The organism is Hyphobacterium indicum, assembly GCF_003129605.1.
Lineage (GTDB): Bacteria > Pseudomonadota > Alphaproteobacteria > Caulobacterales > Maricaulaceae > Hyphobacterium > Hyphobacterium indicum.
This window is the reverse complement of sequence record NZ_QBDX01000001.1, coordinates 828,729-850,425: the sequence shown is the minus strand read 5'-3', so window position 1 is coordinate 850,425 and position 21,697 is coordinate 828,729. Positions and strand designations below refer to the sequence as shown.

Sequence of the window (21,697 nt, the reverse complement as noted above, 5' to 3'; positions counted from 1 at the left end):
AAACGGATTGGAAGCCGCCACATACGATTCTGTCATGCCGATGAAAGCCGATGAGATCAGCCGCCTGATCAAGGACGGGATTGAGGGAGCCGAGGTCGAGATTGTCGATCTCGCCGGGGACGGTGATCATTATGAAGCCATCGTCACCGCCGAGGCTTTCCGCGGATTACCACGCATCCGGCAACACCAGATGGTCTATGCCGCGCTTGGCGCACGGATGGGCGGCGAACTGCACGCGCTGAAGCTGAAAACGCAGGCGCCGTGACACTGGACCTGTCGCAAATCTCACGGCTGGGATTTGGCGTGTCCGGTCCCCATAAGTGTGATGCAGTCGACCGCAGCTTGACCGTGCGATTGATTCGCGAAGCGATAGATCTGGGTATTTCCGTCTTCGATACCGCACCGAAATATGGTGACGGAGAAGCCGAGATCCGTCTGGGCAAAGCGTTGAAAGACGTGGATCGCGACCGGTTATTCATCGTGACCAAGGCCGGGATTCTCGATGAGAGAGACCGGCGGGATTTCACACCGGAAGGTGTGCGCGCATCGCTACACGGCAGTCTGAAGCGGCTGGGTGTTGATCGCGTGGATGCATTATTGTTGCAGGGAGCGGCAAGCGGGGAGCTGACAGACGCGTTGCAGGCCTGCCTGCAGGATCTGAAAGACTCCGGTCTGGTTCACTATATTGGCTTTTCCGGCCGTGGCGAAGAACTGGACGAACCCGCCAGAGCGGAGCTGTTCGATATCATCATGGCACCCAATTACGCGGGCATGCCAGAAGAACTGACCCTTCGTCTCAAGACTGCACGGGCGGTCGGCAAGCGTGTGTTCGCGATCGAAGCCAAGAACGGGGCCAGATCTTCGCTCCGCCTTCCCCTGGGAAAGGCAGACCGCTGGTATTTCAAACGACAGGTCAAACGGTTGTGGAACCGCCTGTCTGGCTCGCCTGTCCCGCCTGGAAGCCAGCTGCCGGTGATCGAGGCCTTCCGCTGGTCAATGGACTGCCCGCTGACAGATTGCCTGATGGTACAGACCACGAATTCCCGGCACCTTCGTGAGCTTGCACAGATGGCCGGGCTTGACGCAGGGCATGGCGGTGCCTAGCTCCATGTGATGCCTCAAGGAGTGCCGAAATGAGCGACGTACAAGCCGAAATCAAGGAAATGGTCGAACAGAATGATGTTCTTCTGTTCATGAAAGGCACGCCGATTTTTCCGCAATGCGGATTTTCGTCAGTTGTCGCGGGTGTGCTCAATCATCTTGGCGTCGAGTTTGCCTCGGTGAATGTGCTGGAAGATCCGGATATCCGTGATGGCATCAAGGTCTATTCCGACTGGCCGACCATTCCCCAGCTCTATGTGAAGGGCGAATTCGTCGGCGGCTGCGACATCATCAAGGAAATGTTCGAAGAGGGCGAGCTGCGCCCCTATCTTCAGGACAAGGGCGTCCTGAAAGCCGAGGCGTAGAGCGTATCAGTCCTGTAAAATCGGATTTGTTACCGTGACATTGGCTCCTGGCCGGGCACCCAGCTCTTCAAACCCGAACGGGATCTCGACACCATTCGGGACCAGAGCGCGGCAATAATCCTCGCGGACCCGGCCAATGGTCACCCGGAATTCGCGGCTGCGCTCGCGCACATTCACCGTCAGATCTGTTTTCTGCGTGCAGCCATTGGACGGCACACGCACCACCAGTATGTCATCGCCGACAATCCGCCAGCCATGAAGCGCGATATTATCGCTGGTGGCTTCAGCCGCGTCCTCACGGTCACCGCCCGGCATCAAGGGCAGATTCTGCACCGTCGAACAGGCGGTCAGAATGAACGGCAATAACGCAATGGCGAATAAGCGAGGTGTCATAAGGCGACTCCGGCAATTTCCTGATTCAAACTGATAAGCGTGTTTGGCCCGCCTTGCAAAGCGCGAGCCGGTGTAAATCCGGATTCCGGAAGAATTTCGCTGTCTGTGATTCGCGTTACAGGCGAAAAGCGATTCATTACATGAGATAGAGTCAAAACAGGATTCAATTCCAATGGATTGGAAGAAATACTTGATTCAATTTGGTTGGAATGAAATCCAGAATAGGTGGATAATCATAAGGAAAGGCCGCCCTGGTGCAACACCAAAGCGGCCTTCAAACTGCATTTCGTCATTTATTACGACGAATAGAACTCGACCACGAGGTTCGGTTCCATCTGCGCCGGGTACGGCACTTCGGCGAATTCAGGCGTACGCACATAAGTGGCCTTCATGCCCTTGCCGTCGACTTCGATGTAATCCGGAATGTCGCGTTCCGCGCTTTCCAGCGCCTCCAGCACCAATGCCATGGAACGCGACTTTTCGCGGACTTCCACGACATCGCCCGGCTTTACGCGGTAGGACGGAATATTGACCTTCTTGCCGTTCACCTTGACATGGCCATGGTTCACGAACTGGCGGGCCGCGAAAACGGTCGGCACGAATTTGGCGCGATAGACGATCGCATCCAGGCGGCTTTCCAGGAGTCCGATCAGCTGCTCGGCCGTGTTCCCGCGCAGGCGCTGGGCTTCAGTATAAATGCGGCGGAACTGCTTTTCAGTGATGTTGCCGTAATAGCCTTTCAGCTTCTGCTTTGCGCGCAGCTGCAGGCCGAAATCGGACAGCTTGCCCTTGCGGCGCTGACCGTGCTGGCCAGGTCCATAGGGGCGGGAATTGAGAGGGGATTTGGGACGGCCCCAGAGGTTTTCACCCATGCGGCGGTCGATTTTATACTTCTGCGTATGACGCTTCGACATGTTCTTCTCATTTTCGACGCGGCCCGGCAGCCTTCAGGACACGAAGACTGCGATCTCAACGGCGGTACCGCACCACCCGTAATATCGCCTGCTATCACAGGCGGAGCCGGGCTTTTACCGGGTTGCAGGGGGATGTCAACGCCATGAGGCAATGCGGGCCCTTGCCCTGACGCGCCGGGGCGCTCAATCTGGCGCGAAAACAGGGGGCATCATGCGCATTCTCGTGCTCGGCGGATACGGGCTGATCGGATCGGCCCTTACCCGCCGTCTGATCGCTGACGGCCATGAGGTGACGGGCCTCGGCCGCAATATATCTGCAAGCCAGCGCCTCATTCCCGATGCCACATGGATCACGGCGGATATTGCGCGCCTGACAACAGCCGGGGACTGGCGGCCGGTCATTTCCGGTTTTGATGCCGTCGTGAATGCGTCCGGTGCCCTGCAATCGGGAGGGCGCGATAATGTAGCGGCGGTGCAATCGGCTGCGATCATCGCCCTCATCGAGGCCTGCGAAGAAGCGGGCGTCAAACGCTTCATCCAGATTTCCGCCACCATGGCCGCGGCCGATGCAGAGACCGATTTCATGCGGACCAAGGGCGAGGCCGATGCGCGCCTGAAAGCCTCCAGCCTCGGCTGGACGATATTCAGGCCCGGACTGGTCATTGCGCATGCCGCTTATGGCGGGACGGCACTGTTGCGCATGCTGGCCGCTCTGCCCGGTTTCGGCCTGATGGCTTACGGTGACCGCCGCATACAGACGATTTCACTGGATGATATCGCCGAGGCCGTTTCTCTTGCAGCTGGATCAGAACAACTGACCGGTGTGGAGGCCGATCTGGTTGAACACAGCGATCAGACGCTGGTGGAAATCGTTGCGGCGGTCCGCAAATGGCTGGGCTGGCCGGATCATGTCTTTGTCCTGAACCTGCCGCGCTGGACGACGTCAATCGTGGTGCTGTTGGCCGACATGGCCGGATGGCTGGGCTGGCGATCTCCCTTGCGGTCAAATGCCGTCAAAGTCCTCGAGGGCGGCATTTCCGGCAGTGCCTCGGAAACTCGCGCCGTGCTGGGGCGGCCGGCCCTGTCTCTGGTGCAAACGCTGCGGTCCATACCGGCGACACAGGCGGACCGGTGGCATGCCCGGCTGAGTCTTGCCTTCCCGATTATTCTGACGGGCCTGATTGCCTTCTGGGGAATAAGCGGCCTTTTCGCGCTTGTCAGGTTCCCGGAAGCCGCCGCCGTTTTAAGCGACAGCCCGGCATCCGGGCTGGCCGGCTGGCTGGTCGCAGGCGGGATCGCCGCTGATCTGACCATTGCAGCGGGGCTGGCGTGGCGGAGCACGACCGCTCTGGCGGTCAAGGCCGCCATGGGTCTGACTCTGGCTTATCTGGCGCTTGGTAGCTGGCTGACGCCGGATTTATGGCTGGATCCGCTGGGCCCCTTCGTCAAATCGGCAGCGCTGATCGGGCTGCATGTCATGATTTTACCGCTGCTGGAGGACAGATGATCCACGAATTCATCCTGCGCTGGCTGCATGTCGGCGGGGCCACCGTCCTGCTCGGAACGGGCGCGGGCATCGCCTTTTTCATGTTGATGGCGCACCGCACGAAAGATCCGGCCCTGATTGCCCATACGGCCAGTGTGGTGGTGATCGCGGATGCCGTCTTCACCGCCACAGCCGTCATCCTGCAACCGGTGACCGGTATATTGCTGGCCTGGGCGGTGGGATGGCCACTTGGCGAAAGCTGGATCGTGCTGTCGCTTGTCCTCTATGTGGTCACAGGATCGTTCTGGCTGCCTGTGGTGTGGATCCAGATGCGGCTGCGGGATCTGGCCCGCGCTGCCCATGCGGACAATGCTCGTCTGCCGGCGTCCTATTACCGCCTGTTCCACATCTGGTTTGCCTGCGGGATTCCGGCTTTTCTCAGCGTTCTTGCCATTCTCTGGCTGATGATCGCCCGGCCTGTGATCTGGTAGGCGTCAATCCTCGCGGACAATCCGCGCCTTGCCGCGCCCCAGTGCCAGCGCCTTGATGGCCCCGCGGAAGGTTCGGGCTTCCTGTTCGGTGAAACGGGCACGGACCAGAGCCGAGCGCAGATTATTGACCATAAGCGGCGTCTTTTCCGGCGGATGGAAAAAGCCGGCGCGGTCGAGCTCGGTTTCGAAATGCACGAGGAGGCGGTCCATATCCTCCTTGGTGGCCGGATCGCTGACCACCTCGAAATCGGAAGACACCTCATCTCCTGCCCGCCACTCATAGGCGCAACAGGCCACGGTCTGAGCGAGGTTGAGTGACCAAAATTCCCGATCAACCGGAAGCGTGATGATGGCATCGGCATCGGCGATGATTTCATTTGGCAGGCCGGCTTTTTCACCGCCGAACATGACTCCTGCCCGCTCGCCGGCTTGATGCGCCGCTCGGATCTCGGCCATGGCCTGCCGTGGGGTCAGCACACGCTTTTCCATTCCGCGCGGACGGGCCGTGGTCGCATAGAGCCGGGTCAGGCCGCGCATGGCGGCGGCAGCGGTGTATTCCACCTGAACCTCTTTCAACACCGGAGAGCCGACCGCGACATTTTCCGCCTTGGGATTGGGCCAGCCATCACGCGGATCAATCAGGCGCAGATCGCGCAGGCCGAAATTCGCCATGACGCGCGCCGCCGCGCCGATATTCTCGCCCATCTGGGGCTGGTGCAGGATGAATGCAGGGCCCGGCATCAGTCAGCCTCTTCCGATATTCGTTTCACAGTGATAACTAGCGGCCAGCTTTACCGGAAATCTCCGGCTTCCGCAGACCTTCAGCAGCATTGGATAAAGACCGACATGGCAAAGATCAAAGTCGATACACCGGTCGTCGAGCTCGATGGCGATGAAATGACCCGCATCATCTGGCAGATGATCAAGGACAAGCTCATCCTGCCCTATCTGGATATCGACCTGAAATATTACGATCTGTCGATCCAGAAGCGCGACGAAACCGATGACCAGATCACGGTCGATGCGGCCGACGCCATCAAGCATTATGGCGTGGGCGTGAAATGCGCGACCATTACGCCGGACGAAGCCCGTGTCGAGGAATTCGGCCTGAAGAAGATGTGGCGCTCGCCGAACGGCACGATCCGCAACATCCTCGGCGGTGTGGTCTTCCGCGAGCCGATCGTGATTTCCAACGTGCCGCGGCTGGTGCCGGGCTGGACCCAGCCCATGGTCGTCGGCCGGCACGCTTTCGGCGATCAGTATCGCGCCACCGATTTCCTGGTCCCCGGTCCGGGCAAGCTGACCATGAAATTCGAGCCCGCTGATGGCGGCGACGTTCAGGAATATACGGTCTTTGATTTCCCGTCCGCCGGTGTGGCGATGGGCATGTATAATCTGGATGATTCCATCCGCGATTTTGCGCGTGCCAGCCTGAATTACGGCCTGCAGCGCGGCTGGCCTGTCTATCTGTCGACCAAGAACACCATCCTGAAAGCCTATGATGGACGCTTCAAGGACCTGTTCGAGGAGATCTTCGAAGCCGAGTTCAAATCCGCCTTCGAAGCCAAGGGCATTTCCTATGAGCACCGTCTGATCGACGACATGGTCGCTGCGGCGATGAAATGGTCCGGCGGCTTTGTCTGGGCCTGCAAGAATTATGATGGCGACGTCCAGTCCGATACGGTAGCGCAGGGCTTTGGGTCGCTCGGCCTGATGACGTCCGTGCTGATGAGCCCGGATGGCAAGACGGTCGAGGCCGAAGCCGCACACGGCACGGTGACACGTCACTACCGCCAGCACCAAAAAGGCGAGAAAACCTCTACCAACTCCATCGCCTCGATCTTCGCCTGGACGCGCGGCCTCGAACACCGTGGCCGTATGGACGGCAATGAAGCGGTCATGGATTTTGCCAACAAGCTGGAAGACACCATCATCAAGACGGTGGAAGCCGGCTATATGACCAAGGACCTCGCCCTGCTCGTCGGCGATCAGCAAGGCTGGCTCTCGACCGAAGGCTTCCTTGAAAAAGTCGCCGAACGCTTCGAAGCGGCGATGAAGGGCTAAGGACCGTCCACCGGCTCTTTCTCCGGATCGCCGTAGATTTCTTCACGGGCGCGGGTGATCCGCGCCCGTGCAGCATCCGGCGACATCCCGAAATCCTGAAGCGCATGAACGGCGAGCTGCAAAGCGGCTTCAGCGGCCTCGTGAATGACAAAACTGGCCCCCGCTGTGATCAGCCTGTCCGCATGCTTGCGATCGGTAGCACGGGCGGTGATCGGCGCGTCCTTGCGGCGGCTGCGGACCGCCCTGACAACGCGTTCCGCCTTGTCCGGATTGTCCACGGTGACAATGAATTGCGCCGCAGACTCAACACCGGCCTTGATCAGGGTTTCGATGCGCCCGGCATCGCCGTAATAGATCCGGATTCCATCCTTGCGGCACTGGGCAATCCGCTTCGGATCGGTATCAATCGCGATGATGTCGGCATTCTCTTCGAGCAAGAGCTCGCCCAGGAGACGTCCCACACGGCCATAACCGGCAATGATTACATGACCGTCCGGCATGTCGTCCGGGGCGTGATTGTGTACGCCCAGATCGCCGGGCAAGAGCCGGTCGGCAAGACGGCTTCCCGCGCGTGCAATGAAAGGCGTGATAAGCATGGACAAGCCAGCCATGGCGGTTATCTGGGCCGCCACCTGTACGCCAATTACATTGGCCGCGACAGCTGCCCCGACAACGACAAAGGCAAACTCTCCCGCCGGGCCGAGCAGGGTCGCGACCTGCACGCCGACATGGCGTGGCTTTCCAAACAGGCGGGCGCCCGAATAGACGAGCACGCCTTTTCCCAGGATCAGAGCCGAAGTGCCACCGAGTATAATCGGCCAGCTGGCCGCCAGCTCGAGCGGGTCAACTCCCATACCAACAGTCATGAAGAAAAGGCCGATCAGAAGTCCCTTGAACGGTTCGAGGTCGATCTCGATCTGGGTCTTGAATTCGGTTTCACCCAGCAACAGTCCTGCGAGAAAAGCGCCAAGCGCCAAGGACAAGCCGGCATAGGCCGTCGCCGCAGAGGCGCCGAGTACGGCCAACAGGGTCAATGCCAGCATCATCTCCCGTCCCCCGGCGGACGCCGCCAGCTGGAAAGCAGGCCGGACCGCAAACCTGCCGACCAGGCCGATGAATGCGATGGCGAAAGCGCCACCAATCACAGCCTGCCCGATCGCAGGTAACAAACTGCCACCGCCAATGCCCAGAAATCCGACCAGGATGAGAATCGGGGCGACCATAATGTCCTGGAACAGCAATACGGAAAACGCCGTCCGGCCGGTGGGAGTTGCCGCTTTCCGGTCCTCGATGAGAATCTGCATGACGATGGCCGTGGATGAGAGCGCCAAGGACAGGCCAATGACGGAAGCCGGCCCCGCTTCCAACCCCATGAACATCGCGACCGCCCCAATCAGGGTTGCCGACAAAAGAACCTGAAACGCTCCGAGCCCGAAAACATCCTTGCGCAAGGCCCACAGCCGGCCGAAGGATAATTCCAGGCCGAGCATGAAGAGCAAAAAGAGGATGCCAGCTTCGCCCATTGGCTCGACCGCGTGGGGATCGGAAATTGTGACGAAATGCAGCCAGGGAATGCTTTCCACAAGGCGACCGAGTCCGAACGGGCCCAGCAGAACACCTGCCAGAAGAAAGGCGAGCACAGCACTCTGTTTGAGGGCACGGAAGAAAGGCGCTGCAATTCCCGCTGCGGCGAGGAATACGGCGACATCCTTTAGCCAGACTTCATTTTCCACGCTTGTCTTTCCCGTTTCTGTCCGGGGTCAAGTTTGTCAGCTCCAGCCATTAAAGGCGAGGCCAAACAGAACCAGAAAAGCGATGAAAGACGCAAATGCCGTACCGGCCAGCCACAGGAGCCAGCGAAATCTGCGCCAGAGCCCCCGGAAATCCGAGTGCTGAATGAAGACGTCCGGAATATAGGCGGTGGTATAAAGGACATTCGCGATCAGCGCGTAGGCAAAAAGCGCCAACAGGTATTCGAAAACATCACCCCGAAGCATGTAAATGCTCAATGCCAGAAGAATGAGATTAAAGGCGATGCGGCCCCGCTCCCAGAAGCGCAGGGCATCTGTTGCGATTTCCCGGAATCCGGAGCCGGGTTCGCCGGTCATGAAGCCAAAATCGCTTTCATGGCATCGATGGCGGCCTGCGCATGGGCGCCGTCCGGGCCTCCGGCCTGCGCAAAGTCAGGGCGGCCGCCGCCGCCCTTGCCGCCGACAACCGGCGCCCCGGCTTTCACCAGTTCCACGGCATTGAACCGGCCAGCGAGATCATCGGTTACGCCAACGGCCAGGGCGGCCTTGCCGTCATTCACGCCAATGAACACAGCGATGCCGGAGCCCATCTGACGCTTGGCATCATCGACCAGCCCGCGCAAATCCTTACCGCCTACGCCCTCGACCACGCGGCCGGTGAAATTAACGTCACCGACTTTCTCCGGCCCGGCCGGCGCATTTGCGCCAGAGCCACCGCCCATGGCGAGTTGCTTCTTGGCATCGGCCAATTGGCGTTCGAGCTGTTTACGTTCGTCCAGCAAGGACTGAATGCGTGCCGGAACGTCCTGTGCCGGCACTTTCAGCGCATCCGCGGAAGCTTTTGCCAACCCGGCCTGCTGCTCGAGATATTGCCGTGCTGCCTCTCCGGTCAGAGCCTCGATCCGGCGGACTCCGGCCGAGACTGAGCTCTCGCCCACGATCTTGAACAGGGCAATATCGCCGGTCCGTGCCACATGCGTCCCGCCGCACAATTCCACCGAATAGGGCTTGTCGGGACTCGACAGATCACACCCCATGGTCAGCACGCGCACCGAGTCGCCGTATTTTTCGCCGAACAGGGCCAGAGCGCCAGCCTTGATCGCGTCTTCCGGTGACATCTCCCGGGTCTCAACCGTCAGGTTTTGCCGGACCACCGCATTCACATCGGCTTCGATGCGCGCGATTTCATCCGGCGTAACGGCTCCGTTGTGCGAGAAATCGAAGCGCAACCGGTCGGGGCCGACATAGGAGCCTTTTTGCGAAACATGCGGTCCCAGCACATCGCGGAGGGCGCGGTGCATAAGGTGGGTCGCGGAATGGTTGGCGCGCGTGCGGTCGCGGCGCGTCCGGTCGACGCTGAGATGCCCCGTATCACCCGGCTTAATCGTTCCAGATTCCAGGATTCCGGCATGGGCGAACACGTCCCCGGCGCGCTTTTGCACGTCATGAACAACGAATTTGGCGCCATTTTCGAACGTAATGGTTCCGGTATCACCGATCTGACCACCGGATTCGCCGTAGAAGGGCGACCGGTCAAAAACCAGTTCGCCGCTCTGTCCTTCCTCGAGCGTGTCCTGCGTATCGCCGCTGGCGACGATCGCTTTGAGCGTTGCAGCCTCTTCGCTGGCCGCATAGCGGAGGAATTCAGTCTCACCGGCTGTCTCGCGAACACCGAACCAAACGGCATCCGGCGCTGCATCGCCGGAACTGAAACCGGCTTTGCGGGCGCTGGCGCGCTGTTTTTCCATGGCCGCATTAAAGCCATCCTCGTCCACCGACATGCCACGGGCGCGCAATGCGTCCTGGGTCAAGTCGAGCGGAAAGCCGTAAGTGTCATACAGCTTGAATGCCGTTTCTCCCGCGAGCGCATCCCCTTCGCGCATTCCGGTTGTGGCTTCATCCAGCAGTGCAAGACCGCGGCCGAGCGTGCGCTGAAAGCGTTCTTCCTCGGCCTGGAGTGTGGATTCAATAGTCGCCTGGGCCCGGCCCAGTTCCGGGAAGGCATCGCCCATCTGGTTAACGAGTTCGGGCACCAGAAGGTGCATGACCGGTTCGGTTGCCCCCAGAAGGTGAGCGTGGCGCATAGCGCGGCGCATGATGCGGCGCAGGACATAGCCGCGGCCCTCATTCGAGGGCGTCACACCATCGGCCATCAGGAAAGAGGTCGACCGAAGATGGTCCGCAATAACGCGATGACTGGCCAGCGCTTCACCGGCGGCTTTCGACGACAGGACATCTTCGGAACTGGCGATCAGCGCCTTGAAGAGATCGACCTCGTAATTGTTATGGACGCCTTGAAGAACCGCAGCGATACGTTCCAGCCCCATGCCCGTATCGATGGAGGGTTTGGGCAGGCTGATGCGGGTGCCGCCCTCCTTTTGCTCGAATTGCATGAAGACGAGATTCCAGATCTCGATGAAACGGTCGCCATCCTCGTCCGGGGATCCCGGCGGTCCTCCGGCGATATCAGGGCCATGATCATAGAAAATTTCCGAACACGGGCCGCACGGGCCCGTATCGCCCATCATCCAAAAGTTATCGGACGTGGCGATGCGGATGATCCGTTCATCGGGCAGGCCGGCAATCTTCTTCCAGAGCGCGGCCGCCTCATCATCTTCTGAAAAGACCGTCACCAGCAGCTTCTCGGCCGGCAGCGCGAATTCCTTTGTGATCAGATTCCAAGCGTAGCTAATCGCTTCTTCCTTGAAATAATCACCGAAGGAGAAATTACCCAGCATTTCAAAGAAGGTGTGGTGCCGGGCTGTATAACCGACATTATCAAGGTCGTTGTGCTTGCCTCCAGCCCGCACACATTTCTGCGTGGTGACCGCGCGCGGCGGATTGCGCTTTTCCTGTCCGGTAAAAACATTCTTGAACTGCACCATGCCGGCATTGGTGAAGAGCAGAGTGGGATCGTCCTTCGGCACGAGCGGGCTGGAGGATACGATCTCGTGGCCGGCCGCATGGAAGTAGTTCAGAAAATCGCGGCGAATATCGCGCAGGCTGGTCATGTCACTATCCCGGAATAATTGCTGGTCTGGTCCCATATACGAACGGGCGCCCGGCATCGCCAAGCACCCGTTACTGTGAACTTCAGGATAGAGAGGGTTGGCGCGCTTATCTAGCCCGCATCCGCAATATCATCGAGATCGTCTTCCGGGCCGGGACCGACCAGCATCTCACCGGCGATCAGTCCGGCATTGGCGCGCACCTTCTCCTCGATGGAGGCCGCAATGTTGGGGTTCTCCTGCAGGAATTTCCGGGCGTTTTCACGCCCCTGACCGATACGCTCGGACTCATAGGAATACCAGGAGCCGGATTTCTCCACGATATTGCCCTTCACGCCCAGATCGAGCACCTCGCCCATCTGGGAGATGCCTTCACCATAGAGAATATCGAATTCCACCTCACGGAAAGGCGGTGCCACCTTGTTCTTGACGACCTTCACGCGGGTCTGATTGCCAATCACCTCATCGCGGTTCTTGATCTGGCCGATACGACGGATGTCCAGCCGGACAGAGGCATAGAATTTCAGCGCATTGCCCCCCGTCGTGGTCTCCGGCGAGCCGAACATGACGCCGATCTTCATCCGGATCTGGTTGATGAAGATGACCATGCAATGGGATTTCGAGATCGAGCCGGTCAGCTTGCGGAGCGCCTGGCTCATCAGGCGGGCCTGCAGACCGGGCAGGCTGTCACCCATCTCGCCCTCGAGCTCGGCGCGTGGCGTCAGGGCGGCGACAGAGTCGATGACCAGCACATCCACCGCGCCGGAACGGACCAGCGTGTCGGCAATCTCGAGTGCCTGCTCGCCACAATCGGGCTGGGACACCAGAAGCTCGCTGACATCGACACCCAGCTTGCCGGCATAGACCGGGTCCAGCGCGTGCTCGGCATCGACGAAAGCCGCCACGCCGCCGCGCTTTTGTGCTTCGGCGACGCAATGCAGGGCGAGCGTGGTCTTGCCCGATGATTCCGGGCCGTAGATTTCAATGATGCGGCCCTTGGGAAGTCCGCCAATGCCCAAAGCAATGTCCAGGCCCAGCGAGCCGGTGGGGACCGATTCGATATCCATCTCCGGGCGCTCGCCCAGCTTCATCACGGAACCCTTGCCGAAGGCCCGGTCTATCTGGGACAGGGCGGCGTCCAGCGCCTTTTTCTTGTCGTCACTTTTCACGTCGCTCACCAGTCGAATCGCTGCCTTGGCCATAATGCTATCCCCTTATTTCACGTCCCCGGGCGGGGAGCAATTAAGGGATATGTACCGCTTTTGTTCGCAGAACGCAAGGAGAACATTCAAGCTCTTATGCGGCGTCGCGAATTTCACCGGACAATACCGCCTTCACGCGCTCGGCCAGCTGCGTGAGCGTGAACGGCTTGGGCAGGAAGGAGATATTCCTGTCGCGGGACAGCGTGTCGGAAAACTGTTCCTCGGCGTAACCCGAGATAAAAATCACGCGCGTGTCCTTGAGGAGGTCGCCGGCCTTTGCCAACAGGCCCGGGCCATCGAGGCCGGGCATCACGACATCGGAGACGAGGAGGTCAAATCCGTCCTCATCACTGACGAGAATGTCATAGGCTTCCTCGCCATCGCAGGCCTCAACCACATCATAGCCACGTTTTGCCAGCGTCTTCGCGGCGATGGACCGGACCGCGTCTTCATCCTCAACCAGCAGGAGGCGTCCGCGGCCTGCCAGATCGGCAGGTTTTGGATCGGTCTTCGGTGTCTCCTCCGGGGCCGCTTCCTCCCCTTCAGCTGCCACATAGGCCGGCAGGAAAATGCGGAAGATCGAACCTTTTCCGATCTCGGACTCAACAAACAGGAATCCGCCCGACTGTTTGACGATGCCGTAAACCGTGGCGAGACCGAGTCCGGTCCCCTGCCCCACGGCCTTGGTGGTAAAGAATGGCTCGAAAATTTTCTGACGGGTTTCCTCGTCCATACCTGTGCCCTGATCGATCACTTCAATCTGCACCCAGGCTCCGTCCTCCACATCCGGTGCACCGGCAGCCGTGACCGTCTCAGGCGTTACGGCTGATGTGCGGATGGTGAGCGTGCCACCGCCGTTTTCGCGCATGGCGTCGCGGGCATTGGCCGCAAGATTCATGATCGCGGTTTCCAGCTGCCCCTTGTCGGCGCGGATGGCGGGAACATCGCGGCCATGGACAATGTCCAGCTTGACGGTCTCCTCGAGGATCTGGCGCAGAAGCACGGTGAAGTCAGACAGGACGTCAGCCACATCCAGAGCTTCCATGCGGAAAGTCTGCTTGCGGGAGAAAGCGAGGAGTTTCTTCACCAGGCCGGCGGCGCGGGCCACGGTCTGATTGATCACCTGGAGCTCGCCATAAGATGGATCGCCAACGGGATGGCGCCCCAGAAGCTCATCAACATTCAACCGGATGGCCTGCAGCAGATTGTTGAAATCGTGCGCGACGCCACCGGCGAGCTGGCCAACGGCCTGCATCTTGTTGCCCTGGCTGAGCTGGCGTTCGAGTTCCTTCCAGGCCGTCACATCAATCATGTAGGCCGCGCGCTTGCCGCCTTTGGACGGCGAGAAGACGAGGTGAATATCCATCGGCGGATCGGTCTTGAGCACAGCTTCGGCCGGCTCCCCCTTCCGCGATGCGATCTCGAACACGTCCTCGGGGCTGCGACCGGCCTCCCAGTCAAACAGGTCGGCAAATGTCGCGCCCGACTTGGCGAGTCCCCCTGTCATGCGCACCAGTTGCGGATTGCTGTCCTCGATGATGGCCGTGGCCGGATCCGAACCGGCAAGGCGCGCGACGCCGAATGGCGCGGCAGCGAACATGTCATCAAATGTCCGGCCCGCCTTGCCACCGGTCGCTCCGGCAATGGCCTGCGCCACACCCGAGGGGGCGCCTGTCGCGGTCAGCCCGTAAATCACGCCACGGGCCGAAGGCTTCTTCGTATTGTCCCACGACAAGGCAATAACCGCATCGGTTTCGATGCCGTCACGCCCCTTCAGGCGCGTTTCGAAGCGGCAAACATCCTCATCGCCCTGCGATTTTTCGAGCGCGCGGACGATGTCTTTCTCGAATATATCTGACAATGGCGGCAGCGGGTCGGCAGCAGCCAGACCGAGCCAGTCGCGAAGCGTCGCATTGGCGGCGACCATCCGGCCGTCGCCGGAAAGCGCAAACAACCCGACCGGTGATTTGTGGGTCCAGTCCGCCGTGGGAACAGACCCGGCCGCACTGGTCGCCTCGTGAACGGGCATTAGCCGCCAGCTGATATGGTCCTTTCCCGATGGCCGCGCCTCAAGACAGTATTGCCGGATGCCCTCTTCTTCGCCCGGCAGTTCGGGCAGACGCTCGCGTGCGACGTCACCCTTGCGGGCGGCGCGGGCGAGCCGGTAGATGGCGCCATCGCCGCTGGCGGCCCAGATCCGGTCAAGCGCTGGCAAGGAAGATGCCTGCCCTGTTGCGGCGAACCGCCCGGCAAGCTCGCGATAGGCCGAGTTGCCCCAGCGCACGGCGCCGCGCCGGTCTGTGACGAGCACCGGATCATCCAGGGTTTCCAGTGCTTCCAGCGCCAGCCCGGCCGGACCGGGTTCAGAATCGCGATCAACTTTTTCCTTCATGGACCGCCCGGCCGCTTCCCCTGCAGCCAGCGCGTACAGCATACCAAAAGCGGCAATGGCGATGCCGCACAGCAGGATAAATCCATTCCAGACCATGGCGGAGGCGGCAAACAGCGCGACCGCGGAGACACTCAGCACACCGAGTCCGATCACCCATTGAAGCCCGCGCCTCAAGCCGCGGGACAGGAAGGGGGATTTCATGGATTCTACTGGTTCGGTGAGATCAGCCATGGCTCTGTCCTTATGCGAATCAATATCCGCCATTTGAAGTCTACTCCGGTTGCGGCTTCTGTGCGCGCTTGCCGGTGAGTGTGAGGACGTAGCCAATAACTTTGGCGACGGCCTGGAAGTGTTCTGCCGGAATGGTTTCGTCGATATCCACACTGGCAAAAAGGGCGCGCGCCAGCGGCGGGTCCTCGACGATGGGCACATTGTGCTCCTCGGCAAGCTCGCGAATATTCAGGGCAACCTGATCAACGCCCTTCGCGACACAGAGCGGGGCCGGCGTTTCTCCCTGCTCGTATTTGAGCGCGACGGCGAAGTGGGTCGGATTCATGATCACGACCGTAGCTTCGGGCACGGCAGCCATCATCCGGCGCTGGGCCCGCTCCTGACGTATCTGGCGCAGCTTGGCCCGTATCATCGGGTCGCCTTCGGATTGTTTGAGCTCGTCCTTGATCTCGCGCCGCGACATACGGTTCCGCTTCATGAAACTCTGGCGCTGGAAAATGAAATCCGCTGCAGCAATAAAGGCATAGGCAACCAGCGCAGCGACGAGAACCAGAAGAATGTCGTAACGGATAATATCGAGCAGCGCCGACAGATCGACCTGGGGCATGGTCGCCAGCTCCTGCCGTTTTGGCCAGATCACCACGAAAACCGCCGCCGAGACGATGGCCATCTTGCCGACGCCCTTTAGGAAATTGGCCACCCCTTGCGGACCGAACATCCGCTTGAACCCGTCAACCGGATTCAGCTTTGAAAGCTTCGGTTCCATCTTTTCGGTTGTGAACATTAGCCCGGTTTGCAGCAAATGCCCGGAAAGCCCAGCGATGGCGATAACCGCAAAGGCCAGCCCGGTCGCGGCAATCACGCGCCAGCCCAATGCCAGGCTTTCGGCACGCAGGGCCGCCGGCTCGAGGCTCATCGTGTGGGCATTCGACAGAAACAGGCTGAGGTCAGACGACAGGGAACGGGCCGCCGCCGGGGCCATCAGGCCGATCACGACCAGACCGGATGCCAGCACAAACCATCCCGGCACTTCCTGTGATTTGGGGACATCACCTTTCTTGCGCGCGTCATCCAGCCGCCGCTGTGTCGGTTCCTCGGTCTTTTCGCTTTCGTCCTGCCCCTCGGCCATGGATTATTGAAACTCCACAGCAAAGCGTTCCATCCGGCTGAGCCAGAGCGTGGCCATCGAGCCGAGGGCAATCGCGGTAATGAACAGGCCCGCCATGATGTTGACCGGCATGGCAATGAAGAAAATCTGCGCCTGCGGCATCAGGCGGGAGAGAATTCCGAGGCCGAAATAGAAGACCAATCCGAAGACGATGAGCGGGGATGCGATCTGCACACCGATCATGAAGGCGTCGGCAAACGCGTTGAGCGCCCATTGCGCGGCATCCTCGATCATGGGCAATTGGCCGACCGGGAAAATACTGTAGCTGCCCTGCGCCGCCTGCAGCAGCAGGTGATGAATATTGGTCGCAAAAAGGAGCAGCATGAAGGTGAGGTTCAGGAAGGTCGCCATCAAAGCGCCCTGCTGCCCCTGAGAAGGGTCAAAGACCTGGGCCATGGCCAGGCCGGTCTGTTGACCGATCACCTGACCGGCGACGGCAGCCGAAGCCAGGAACATGCGGGCGACCGAACCGATCATCAATCCGATCAGAACCTCATTGATGATCAGTCCGGCGATCTGCAGGGGGCGTTCCGGCTGGGCCGGCATTTCCCCGGCGAGCATGGGCCCCAAGGCAAGCGCAAACAACAATGCAAAAGCCAGGCGGATACGTGGCGGAATACTGCCCTCACCGAATCCCGGCAAAAGCATGAGGATCGCACCGAGCCGCGCAAAAATGAGAGCGCCGGCAAATACAAGCAGTGAGAGATCCGCAATCATGCGGCAACGATCCGGTCGAATATGCCATTCATGAAGGCCGACATCAGCGCCCCCATCATCGGCAGGAAAATCAGCAGGGCCACAAAGATGGCAATGATTTTCGGGACGAAAACCAGTGTCATTTCCTGCACCTGTGTCAGAGCCTGAAACAGGGCGATCACAACACCAACGGCGAGGCCGATCAGCATGATAGGCGCTGCCATGGCCAGCATCAGCCAGATGGAATCCCGGGCAATATCGAGGACTTCTGAACCGGTCACGCGGCTTCTCCGCAACTGCAGTCACACACTTGTCTGAGCGGTCACGGTCCGGCTGTTCGCGTTAAGAAAGAGTCAACACTGGTAAACGCCAACCCGGAATTCAGTGCCGGAATTGCACTCTGTTGTGCCGCCCGAAAGTTCGGCGACGCCTTCTGCCCACAAACATTACGGATCAGTCAGGTTTACGCGCCCGACCTTTGCGTTAAGAAAGAGGCAGCGTTTTGCCACACGGCCTTCCCGGGGAGTTTTCCATGCGTCATTTTCTTGTTGGTATCAGTTCGTTTGCGTTACTGGCCGCCTGTTCGGATGGACAGGTCCAGGTCTCCAATCCGCCCGCCGGGGTTGAAACGGCGGCCAGCGAAAATGGCGGAGCTGAAATCCAGACTGAAACCGAACGCCTGATGGCGTTTTTCGACGCCCAGTTCCAGCGCGAACTGGCGTTCAGTCCTCAAGGGCAGACCTATCTCGGACTGATCGATGATGTTGAGGCCTATGGCCGCTGGGATGATGCAAGCGATGCAGCCTTCGAGGCCGGTCTGGACCGTGCGCGCGCAGATCTGGAAACGCTGCGCAATGATTTCGATTTTGAGGCGCTGACTCCGGAAGCCCAAGTCTCCTACCGGTTTGCCGAATTCGTCCTTGAAAACCAGCTGGATCAGGGCGCGTTCCGGGATCATAATTACATTTTCACACAATTCTTTGGCCCGCACAGCGATATGCCAGCCATGCTGATCGGCTATCATCGCATGGCGAATGCGGATCATGCCGATGCCTATGTCCGGCGTTTGCAGGGCCTGGGACCGCGTCTGCAGACGCTGGTCGATCAGGCCGATGAACGCGCCGCACAGGGCGTTCTGCCGCCAGCCTTTGCCTTTCCGACCGTGATCAACACCGCGCGCGGCATGATCACCGGCGCACCTTATGATGACAGTGGCGCAGACTCGCCGCTGTGGGCCGACTTCAACGAAAAGCTGGCCGGCCTTGATCTGGATGAAAGCACTGCGGAAGTCTTGCGGGAGCAGGCACGGGCCGCTTTGGTGGAAACGGTTGCGCCAGCCTATGTGCGTCTGATCACGACCATGGAAAGCCATGCCGAAATGGCCGAGCGCCTAGAGATTGACGGGGTTTCGCGCCTGCCTCGCGGCGTTGCATACTATGAAGCACAGGTCGCGAATTTCACGACGCGCGACGATATGACGGCCGAGATGGTTCACAATACCGGCCTTTCGGAAGTCGAGCGCATCCATGGTGAAATGCGCGATATCATGGCCCAGGTCGGCTTTGACGGGACACTCCAGGAATTCTTCGCCTATCTCCGGACCGACGAGCAATTCTACTACCCGAACACAGAAGAAGGCCGTCAGCGCTATCTGGATGAAGCGACAGCCATGATCGCCACGATGCGAGACGCATTGCCGGACTATTTTGGCCGGCTGCCGCAGGCCGAAATGGAAGTGCGCGCCGTTGAGCCTTATCGCATTGAAACTGCAACCGGCGCGTTCTACGAGCCGGGACCTCTGGATGGCTCCGCCCCGGGCGCATATTATGTGAATCTCTCGCAAATGGATGAATTGCCCGTCTACCAGATGGAAACGCTGGCCTATCACGAAGGATTGCCGGGCCATCACATGCAGGTTGCCATCAGCCAGGAACTGGATGATGTGCCGATGTTCCAGCGCACGACCTGGTTTTCTGCCTACGGCGAAGGCTGGGCGCTCTATTCCGAAAATCTCGGCAAGGACATGGGGTTCTTCACGGATCCGTATCAGGATTTCGGGCGCCTGGGATACGAGGTGTTCCGTGCAGCACGCATGGTCGTGGACACCGGTATTCACTTCTATGACTGGAGCGAGCAGGAGGCGATGGACTACATGCTCGCCAACACGCCGATGACCGAAGGCGATATCCGCAACGAGGTCCGGCGCTATATCGTCTGGCCGGGGCAGGCCATCTCCTACAAGGTCGGGATGCTGACCATACTGGAGTTGCGCCAGCGCTCCATGGAAGCGCTGGGAGATCAGTTCGACTATGGGGATTTCCACGATGTCGTGCTCGGCAACGGCGCTGTGCCGCTAACTTTGCTCAGTGACCTCGTCGATGCCTATATCGAAGAGACGCTTGCCGAATAGACTTGTCCCGTGGAGGGCGGAATAGTGCTGACAAATGGCTCTATCCCGCTCGCCATGCTGACCGATCTGGTCAATGAATATGCCGCCGAACGGCGCTCTGAAATGAAGAGGAGTAATCTCCGATGACGAAATTCCCCGCCTTCCTGACATCCGTTTCTCTGGCGGCCATTCTGGCAGCGTGCAGCCCCTCCGGCGAAACACCCGAGCGGCAAACACCCGCAAATGACTCCTCCACTTCCAGTGCTGCCAATGACAATGATGGTAACGGGGATTCCGGCGACGAGCTCGAAGTCAGCGAGTCCGAACGCCTGAATGCATGGTTCGAGGAAGTCTATGAAGCCGGAGTCGCCCGCTCACCGGTGACGCAGACCTTCCTTGGCCGCAAGACGGATTACGATCAATGGAATGATGTGTCGCCCGGCTTTGCGGAAGAAAGCATCCAGATTGCCGAGAATAATCTGGCGCGTATGCGGTCGGAATTCGATTATGAAGCACTGGACGAGAGCGCGCAGATTTCCTGGCGCATGTTCGAACGCAATGCCGAGCGTACGATCGAAGGCCGCCGGTGGCAGGATCACGGCTATATATTCACGCCGCGCGCCGGACCGCACAGTTTTGTGCCCTCATTCCTGATCGGCCAGCATCGGGTCGCAACATTCGGAGATGCCGAAGCCTATGTGGGTCGGTTGAACAATGTCGGGGCGTATCTCGACCAGTCGATGGAAAATGCCCGCCGCGCCTATGATATGGGCGTGAGGACCGCGCGCTGGACCTATCCGCCGATGATTGAGACGGCGCGCAATGTCATTTCCGGCCATCCCTTTGACGACAGCGGCGAAGATTCGCCAATCATGGCCGATTTCCGCAACAAAGTGACCGGTCTGGGACTGCCGCAGGATCAGCATGATCAACTGATCGCCGAGGCTGAGACCGCGATGGTCGAGGTATTGCAACCCGCCTATGAGCGCATGATCGACATGTTCGGTGAAATGGAAGCCGGAGCCACCGATGATGACGGTGCCTGGACCATGCCGGATGGTAGCGAATACTACGCCTATATGCTGGAAGGTTACACCACGACCGATATGACGCCGGAGGAAATTCACAATCTCGGTCTGGCGGAAGTCGAACGCATTCATGGCGAGATGCGCGACATCATGGCCGAGGTCGGTTTTGACGGCTCCCTGCAGGACTTCTTCGAGTTCATGCGGACCGATGAACAGTTTTATTATCCTAACACGGATGAAGGCCGCGAAGCCTATCTCGCCGATGCGACAACGCTGATCGACAGTATGCGAGAGGCGCTTCCGGCCTTTTTCAACACCTTCCCGGAAGCGGATATGGAAGTTGTGCGCGTCGAGCCCTTCCGTGAGGCTTCTGCGGGCAAGGCTTTCTATAACCGCCCGTCTGAGGACGGATCCCGCCCGGGCCGCTATTACGCCAATCTGCGCGACATGCGGGACATGCCGACCTACCAGATGGAAGCGCTGGCCTATCACGAAGGCATTCCCGGCCATCATATGCAACTGGCGATCATGCAGGAGCTGGAAGGCGTGCCGTCTTTCCGCCGGTTTGGCGGCGTAACGGCCTATACGGAAGGCTGGGGGCTCTATTCGGAATATCTGCCGCTGGAAATGGGCTTTTATGACGACCCGTATTCAAACTTCGGGCGCCTGGCGATGGAGCTCTGGCGGGCCTGCCGGCTCGTGGTCGATACCGGGCTGCACCATTATCGCTGGACGCGGGAAGAAGCCGTCGACTATCTCTCCGAAAACACGCCGAACCCCCAGGGCGATATCGTCAATGCAATTGACCGCTACATCGTCATTCCGGGACAGGCGACGGCCTACAAGATCGGCATGAACGAGATTTTGCGCCTGCGTGGCGAGGCACAATCTGTCCTTGGTGACGATTTCACCATGGGCGCATTTCACGATGTGGTGCTGACGCAGGGGGCCATGCCACTGAACATCCTCGAAGAGCGTGTTCAGGCATGGATCGAAGAGGTTCAGGCTGCAGAGTAAG

General features: G+C 59.7%; 19 protein-coding genes. 8 read left to right on the top strand and 11 right to left on the bottom strand.

Features of this window, described 5'->3' with window-relative positions:
* Positions 1 to 34 precede the first annotated feature (34 nt).
* Genes DBR16_RS04220 through grxD form a run of 3 tightly spaced genes read left to right on the top strand, consistent with a single transcriptional unit; the run spans position 35 to position 1,466 of the window.
* Positions 35 to 265: a BolA family protein gene (locus tag DBR16_RS04220; RefSeq protein ID WP_109260050.1), complete on the top strand. Its 231-nt coding sequence runs from the start codon at positions 35 to 37 to the stop codon at positions 263 to 265.
* On the top strand, positions 262 to 1,104 hold the full coding sequence (locus DBR16_RS04215; protein ID WP_161539404.1) for an aldo/keto reductase: 843 nt from the start codon (positions 262 to 264) through the stop codon (positions 1,102 to 1,104). Before DBR16_RS04220 ends, DBR16_RS04215 begins: the two co-directional genes overlap by 4 nt.
* A 29-nt stretch (positions 1,105 to 1,133) precedes the next feature.
* Positions 1,134 to 1,466 carry a Grx4 family monothiol glutaredoxin gene (gene grxD, locus DBR16_RS04210; RefSeq protein ID WP_109259955.1) on the top strand — a complete coding sequence of 111 codons (333 nt, stop codon included), beginning with the start codon at positions 1,134 to 1,136 and terminating at the stop codon, positions 1,464 to 1,466.
* A 6-nt stretch (positions 1,467 to 1,472) separates the two neighbouring features.
* Here the strand turns inward: grxD and DBR16_RS04205 are convergent, their stop codons facing one another.
* Together DBR16_RS04205 and rpsD are read right to left on the bottom strand one after the other, a co-directional pair.
* Complete coding sequence (locus tag DBR16_RS04205; RefSeq protein ID WP_109259954.1) at positions 1,473 to 1,859, bottom strand: hypothetical protein; 387 nt, start codon at positions 1,857 to 1,859, stop codon at positions 1,473 to 1,475.
* A gap of 296 nt (positions 1,860 to 2,155) precedes the next feature.
* On the bottom strand, positions 2,156 to 2,773 hold the full coding sequence (gene rpsD / locus DBR16_RS04200) for a 30S ribosomal protein S4 (RefSeq protein ID WP_109259953.1): 618 nt from the start codon (positions 2,771 to 2,773) through the stop codon (positions 2,156 to 2,158).
* Positions 2,774 to 2,984: 211 nt separating this feature from the next.
* On the opposite strand from rpsD, the gene DBR16_RS04195 reads away from it, so the two are divergent.
* Positions 2,985 to 4,280 carry an SDR family oxidoreductase gene (locus tag DBR16_RS04195; RefSeq protein WP_161539403.1) on the top strand — a complete coding sequence of 432 codons (1,296 nt, stop codon included), beginning with the start codon at positions 2,985 to 2,987 and terminating at the stop codon, positions 4,278 to 4,280.
* Positions 4,277 to 4,750, top strand: coding sequence for a DUF2269 family protein (locus tag DBR16_RS04190; protein WP_109259951.1), 474 nt, complete (start codon positions 4,277 to 4,279; stop codon positions 4,748 to 4,750). The genes DBR16_RS04195 and DBR16_RS04190 overlap by 4 nt, the downstream gene beginning before the upstream one ends.
* A 3-nt stretch (positions 4,751 to 4,753) precedes the next feature.
* Here the strand turns inward: DBR16_RS04190 and DBR16_RS04185 are convergent, their stop codons facing one another.
* Positions 4,754 to 5,491 (bottom strand): RNA methyltransferase, encoded by a 738-nt coding sequence (locus DBR16_RS04185; protein ID WP_109259950.1) that lies wholly within the window; start codon positions 5,489 to 5,491, stop codon positions 4,754 to 4,756.
* Between the two features lie 105 nt (positions 5,492 to 5,596).
* Between DBR16_RS04185 and DBR16_RS04180 the strand changes: the two genes are divergently transcribed.
* Positions 5,597 to 6,814, top strand: a complete 1,218-nt coding sequence (locus tag DBR16_RS04180) for an NADP-dependent isocitrate dehydrogenase (protein ID WP_109259949.1) — start codon at positions 5,597 to 5,599, stop codon at positions 6,812 to 6,814.
* Here the strand turns inward: DBR16_RS04180 and DBR16_RS04175 are convergent.
* The 8 genes from DBR16_RS04175 to fliQ all read right to left on the bottom strand — a co-directional run bounded on the left by DBR16_RS04175 (position 6,811) and on the right by fliQ (position 17,543).
* Positions 6,811 to 8,547, bottom strand: a complete 1,737-nt coding sequence (locus DBR16_RS04175; protein WP_109259948.1) for a cation:proton antiporter domain-containing protein — start codon at positions 8,545 to 8,547, stop codon at positions 6,811 to 6,813. The genes DBR16_RS04180 and DBR16_RS04175 overlap by 4 nt on opposite strands.
* Positions 8,548 to 8,583: 36 nt before the next feature.
* Entirely contained in the window at positions 8,584 to 8,922 is a 339-nt protein-coding gene (locus tag DBR16_RS04170) for a hypothetical protein (RefSeq protein WP_109259947.1), read from the bottom strand.
* Positions 8,919 to 11,576, bottom strand: coding sequence for an alanine--tRNA ligase (alaS, locus tag DBR16_RS04165; protein WP_109259946.1), 2,658 nt, complete (start codon positions 11,574 to 11,576; stop codon positions 8,919 to 8,921). Before alaS ends, DBR16_RS04170 begins: the two co-directional genes overlap by 4 nt.
* A 110-nt stretch (positions 11,577 to 11,686) precedes the next feature.
* Positions 11,687 to 12,775 carry a recombinase RecA gene (recA, locus tag DBR16_RS04160; protein ID WP_109259945.1) on the bottom strand — a complete coding sequence of 363 codons (1,089 nt, stop codon included), beginning with the start codon at positions 12,773 to 12,775 and terminating at the stop codon, positions 11,687 to 11,689.
* Between the two features lie 94 nt (positions 12,776 to 12,869).
* Positions 12,870 to 15,398, bottom strand: a complete 2,529-nt coding sequence (locus DBR16_RS04155) for a hybrid sensor histidine kinase/response regulator (RefSeq protein WP_109260049.1) — start codon at positions 15,396 to 15,398, stop codon at positions 12,870 to 12,872.
* 40 nt (positions 15,399 to 15,438) lie between these two features.
* On the bottom strand, positions 15,439 to 16,527 hold the full coding sequence (gene flhB / locus DBR16_RS04150; RefSeq protein WP_109259944.1) for a flagellar biosynthesis protein FlhB: 1,089 nt from the start codon (positions 16,525 to 16,527) through the stop codon (positions 15,439 to 15,441).
* Positions 16,528 to 16,530: 3 nt separating this feature from the next.
* Entirely contained in the window at positions 16,531 to 17,283 is a 753-nt protein-coding gene (fliR, locus tag DBR16_RS04145; protein WP_109259943.1) for a flagellar biosynthetic protein FliR, read from the bottom strand.
* A complete protein-coding gene (fliQ, locus tag DBR16_RS04140) occupies positions 17,280 to 17,543 on the bottom strand; it encodes a flagellar biosynthesis protein FliQ (protein WP_109259942.1) in 264 nt (87 codons plus the stop codon). Before fliQ ends, fliR begins: the two co-directional genes overlap by 4 nt.
* A 251-nt stretch (positions 17,544 to 17,794) precedes the next feature.
* Between fliQ and DBR16_RS04135 the strand changes: the two genes are divergently transcribed.
* On the top strand, positions 17,795 to 19,672 hold the full coding sequence (locus DBR16_RS04135) for a DUF885 domain-containing protein (RefSeq protein WP_109259941.1): 1,878 nt from the start codon (positions 17,795 to 17,797) through the stop codon (positions 19,670 to 19,672).
* A gap of 122 nt (positions 19,673 to 19,794) precedes the next feature.
* Complete coding sequence (locus DBR16_RS04130) at positions 19,795 to 21,696, top strand: DUF885 domain-containing protein (RefSeq protein WP_109259940.1); 1,902 nt, start codon at positions 19,795 to 19,797, stop codon at positions 21,694 to 21,696.
* Position 21,697 lies beyond the last annotated feature (1 nt).

Excerpts from the sequence above, each read along its gene's own strand:
- DBR16_RS04220 (WP_109260050.1), top strand. The coding sequence starts at position 35 with ATGCCGATGAAAGCCGATGAGATCAGCCGCCTGATCAAGGACGGGATT.
- grxD (WP_109259955.1), top strand. The coding sequence starts at position 1,134 with ATGAGCGACGTACAAGCCGAAATCAAGGAAATGGTCGAACAGAATGAT.
- DBR16_RS04205 (WP_109259954.1), bottom strand. The coding sequence starts at position 1,859 with ATGACACCTCGCTTATTCGCCATTGCGTTATTGCCGTTCATTCTGACC.
- rpsD (WP_109259953.1), bottom strand. The coding sequence starts at position 2,773 with ATGTCGAAGCGTCATACGCAGAAGTATAAAATCGACCGCCGCATGGGT.
- DBR16_RS04195 (WP_161539403.1), top strand. The coding sequence starts at position 2,985 with ATGCGCATTCTCGTGCTCGGCGGATACGGGCTGATCGGATCGGCCCTT.
- DBR16_RS04190 (WP_109259951.1), top strand. The coding sequence starts at position 4,277 with ATGATCCACGAATTCATCCTGCGCTGGCTGCATGTCGGCGGGGCCACC.
- DBR16_RS04185 (WP_109259950.1), bottom strand. The coding sequence starts at position 5,491 with ATGCCGGGCCCTGCATTCATCCTGCACCAGCCCCAGATGGGCGAGAAT.
- DBR16_RS04180 (WP_109259949.1), top strand. The coding sequence starts at position 5,597 with ATGGCAAAGATCAAAGTCGATACACCGGTCGTCGAGCTCGATGGCGAT.
- DBR16_RS04170 (WP_109259947.1), bottom strand. The coding sequence starts at position 8,922 with ATGACCGGCGAACCCGGCTCCGGATTCCGGGAAATCGCAACAGATGCC.
- alaS (WP_109259946.1), bottom strand. The coding sequence starts at position 11,576 with ATGACCAGCCTGCGCGATATTCGCCGCGATTTTCTGAACTACTTCCAT.
- recA (WP_109259945.1), bottom strand. The coding sequence starts at position 12,775 with ATGGCCAAGGCAGCGATTCGACTGGTGAGCGACGTGAAAAGTGACGAC.
- DBR16_RS04155 (WP_109260049.1), bottom strand. The coding sequence starts at position 15,398 with ATGGCTGATCTCACCGAACCAGTAGAATCCATGAAATCCCCCTTCCTG.
- flhB (WP_109259944.1), bottom strand. The coding sequence starts at position 16,527 with ATGGCCGAGGGGCAGGACGAAAGCGAAAAGACCGAGGAACCGACACAG.
- fliR (WP_109259943.1), bottom strand. The coding sequence starts at position 17,283 with ATGATTGCGGATCTCTCACTGCTTGTATTTGCCGGCGCTCTCATTTTT.
- DBR16_RS04135 (WP_109259941.1), top strand. The coding sequence starts at position 17,795 with ATGCGTCATTTTCTTGTTGGTATCAGTTCGTTTGCGTTACTGGCCGCC.
- DBR16_RS04130 (WP_109259940.1), top strand. The coding sequence starts at position 19,795 with ATGACGAAATTCCCCGCCTTCCTGACATCCGTTTCTCTGGCGGCCATT.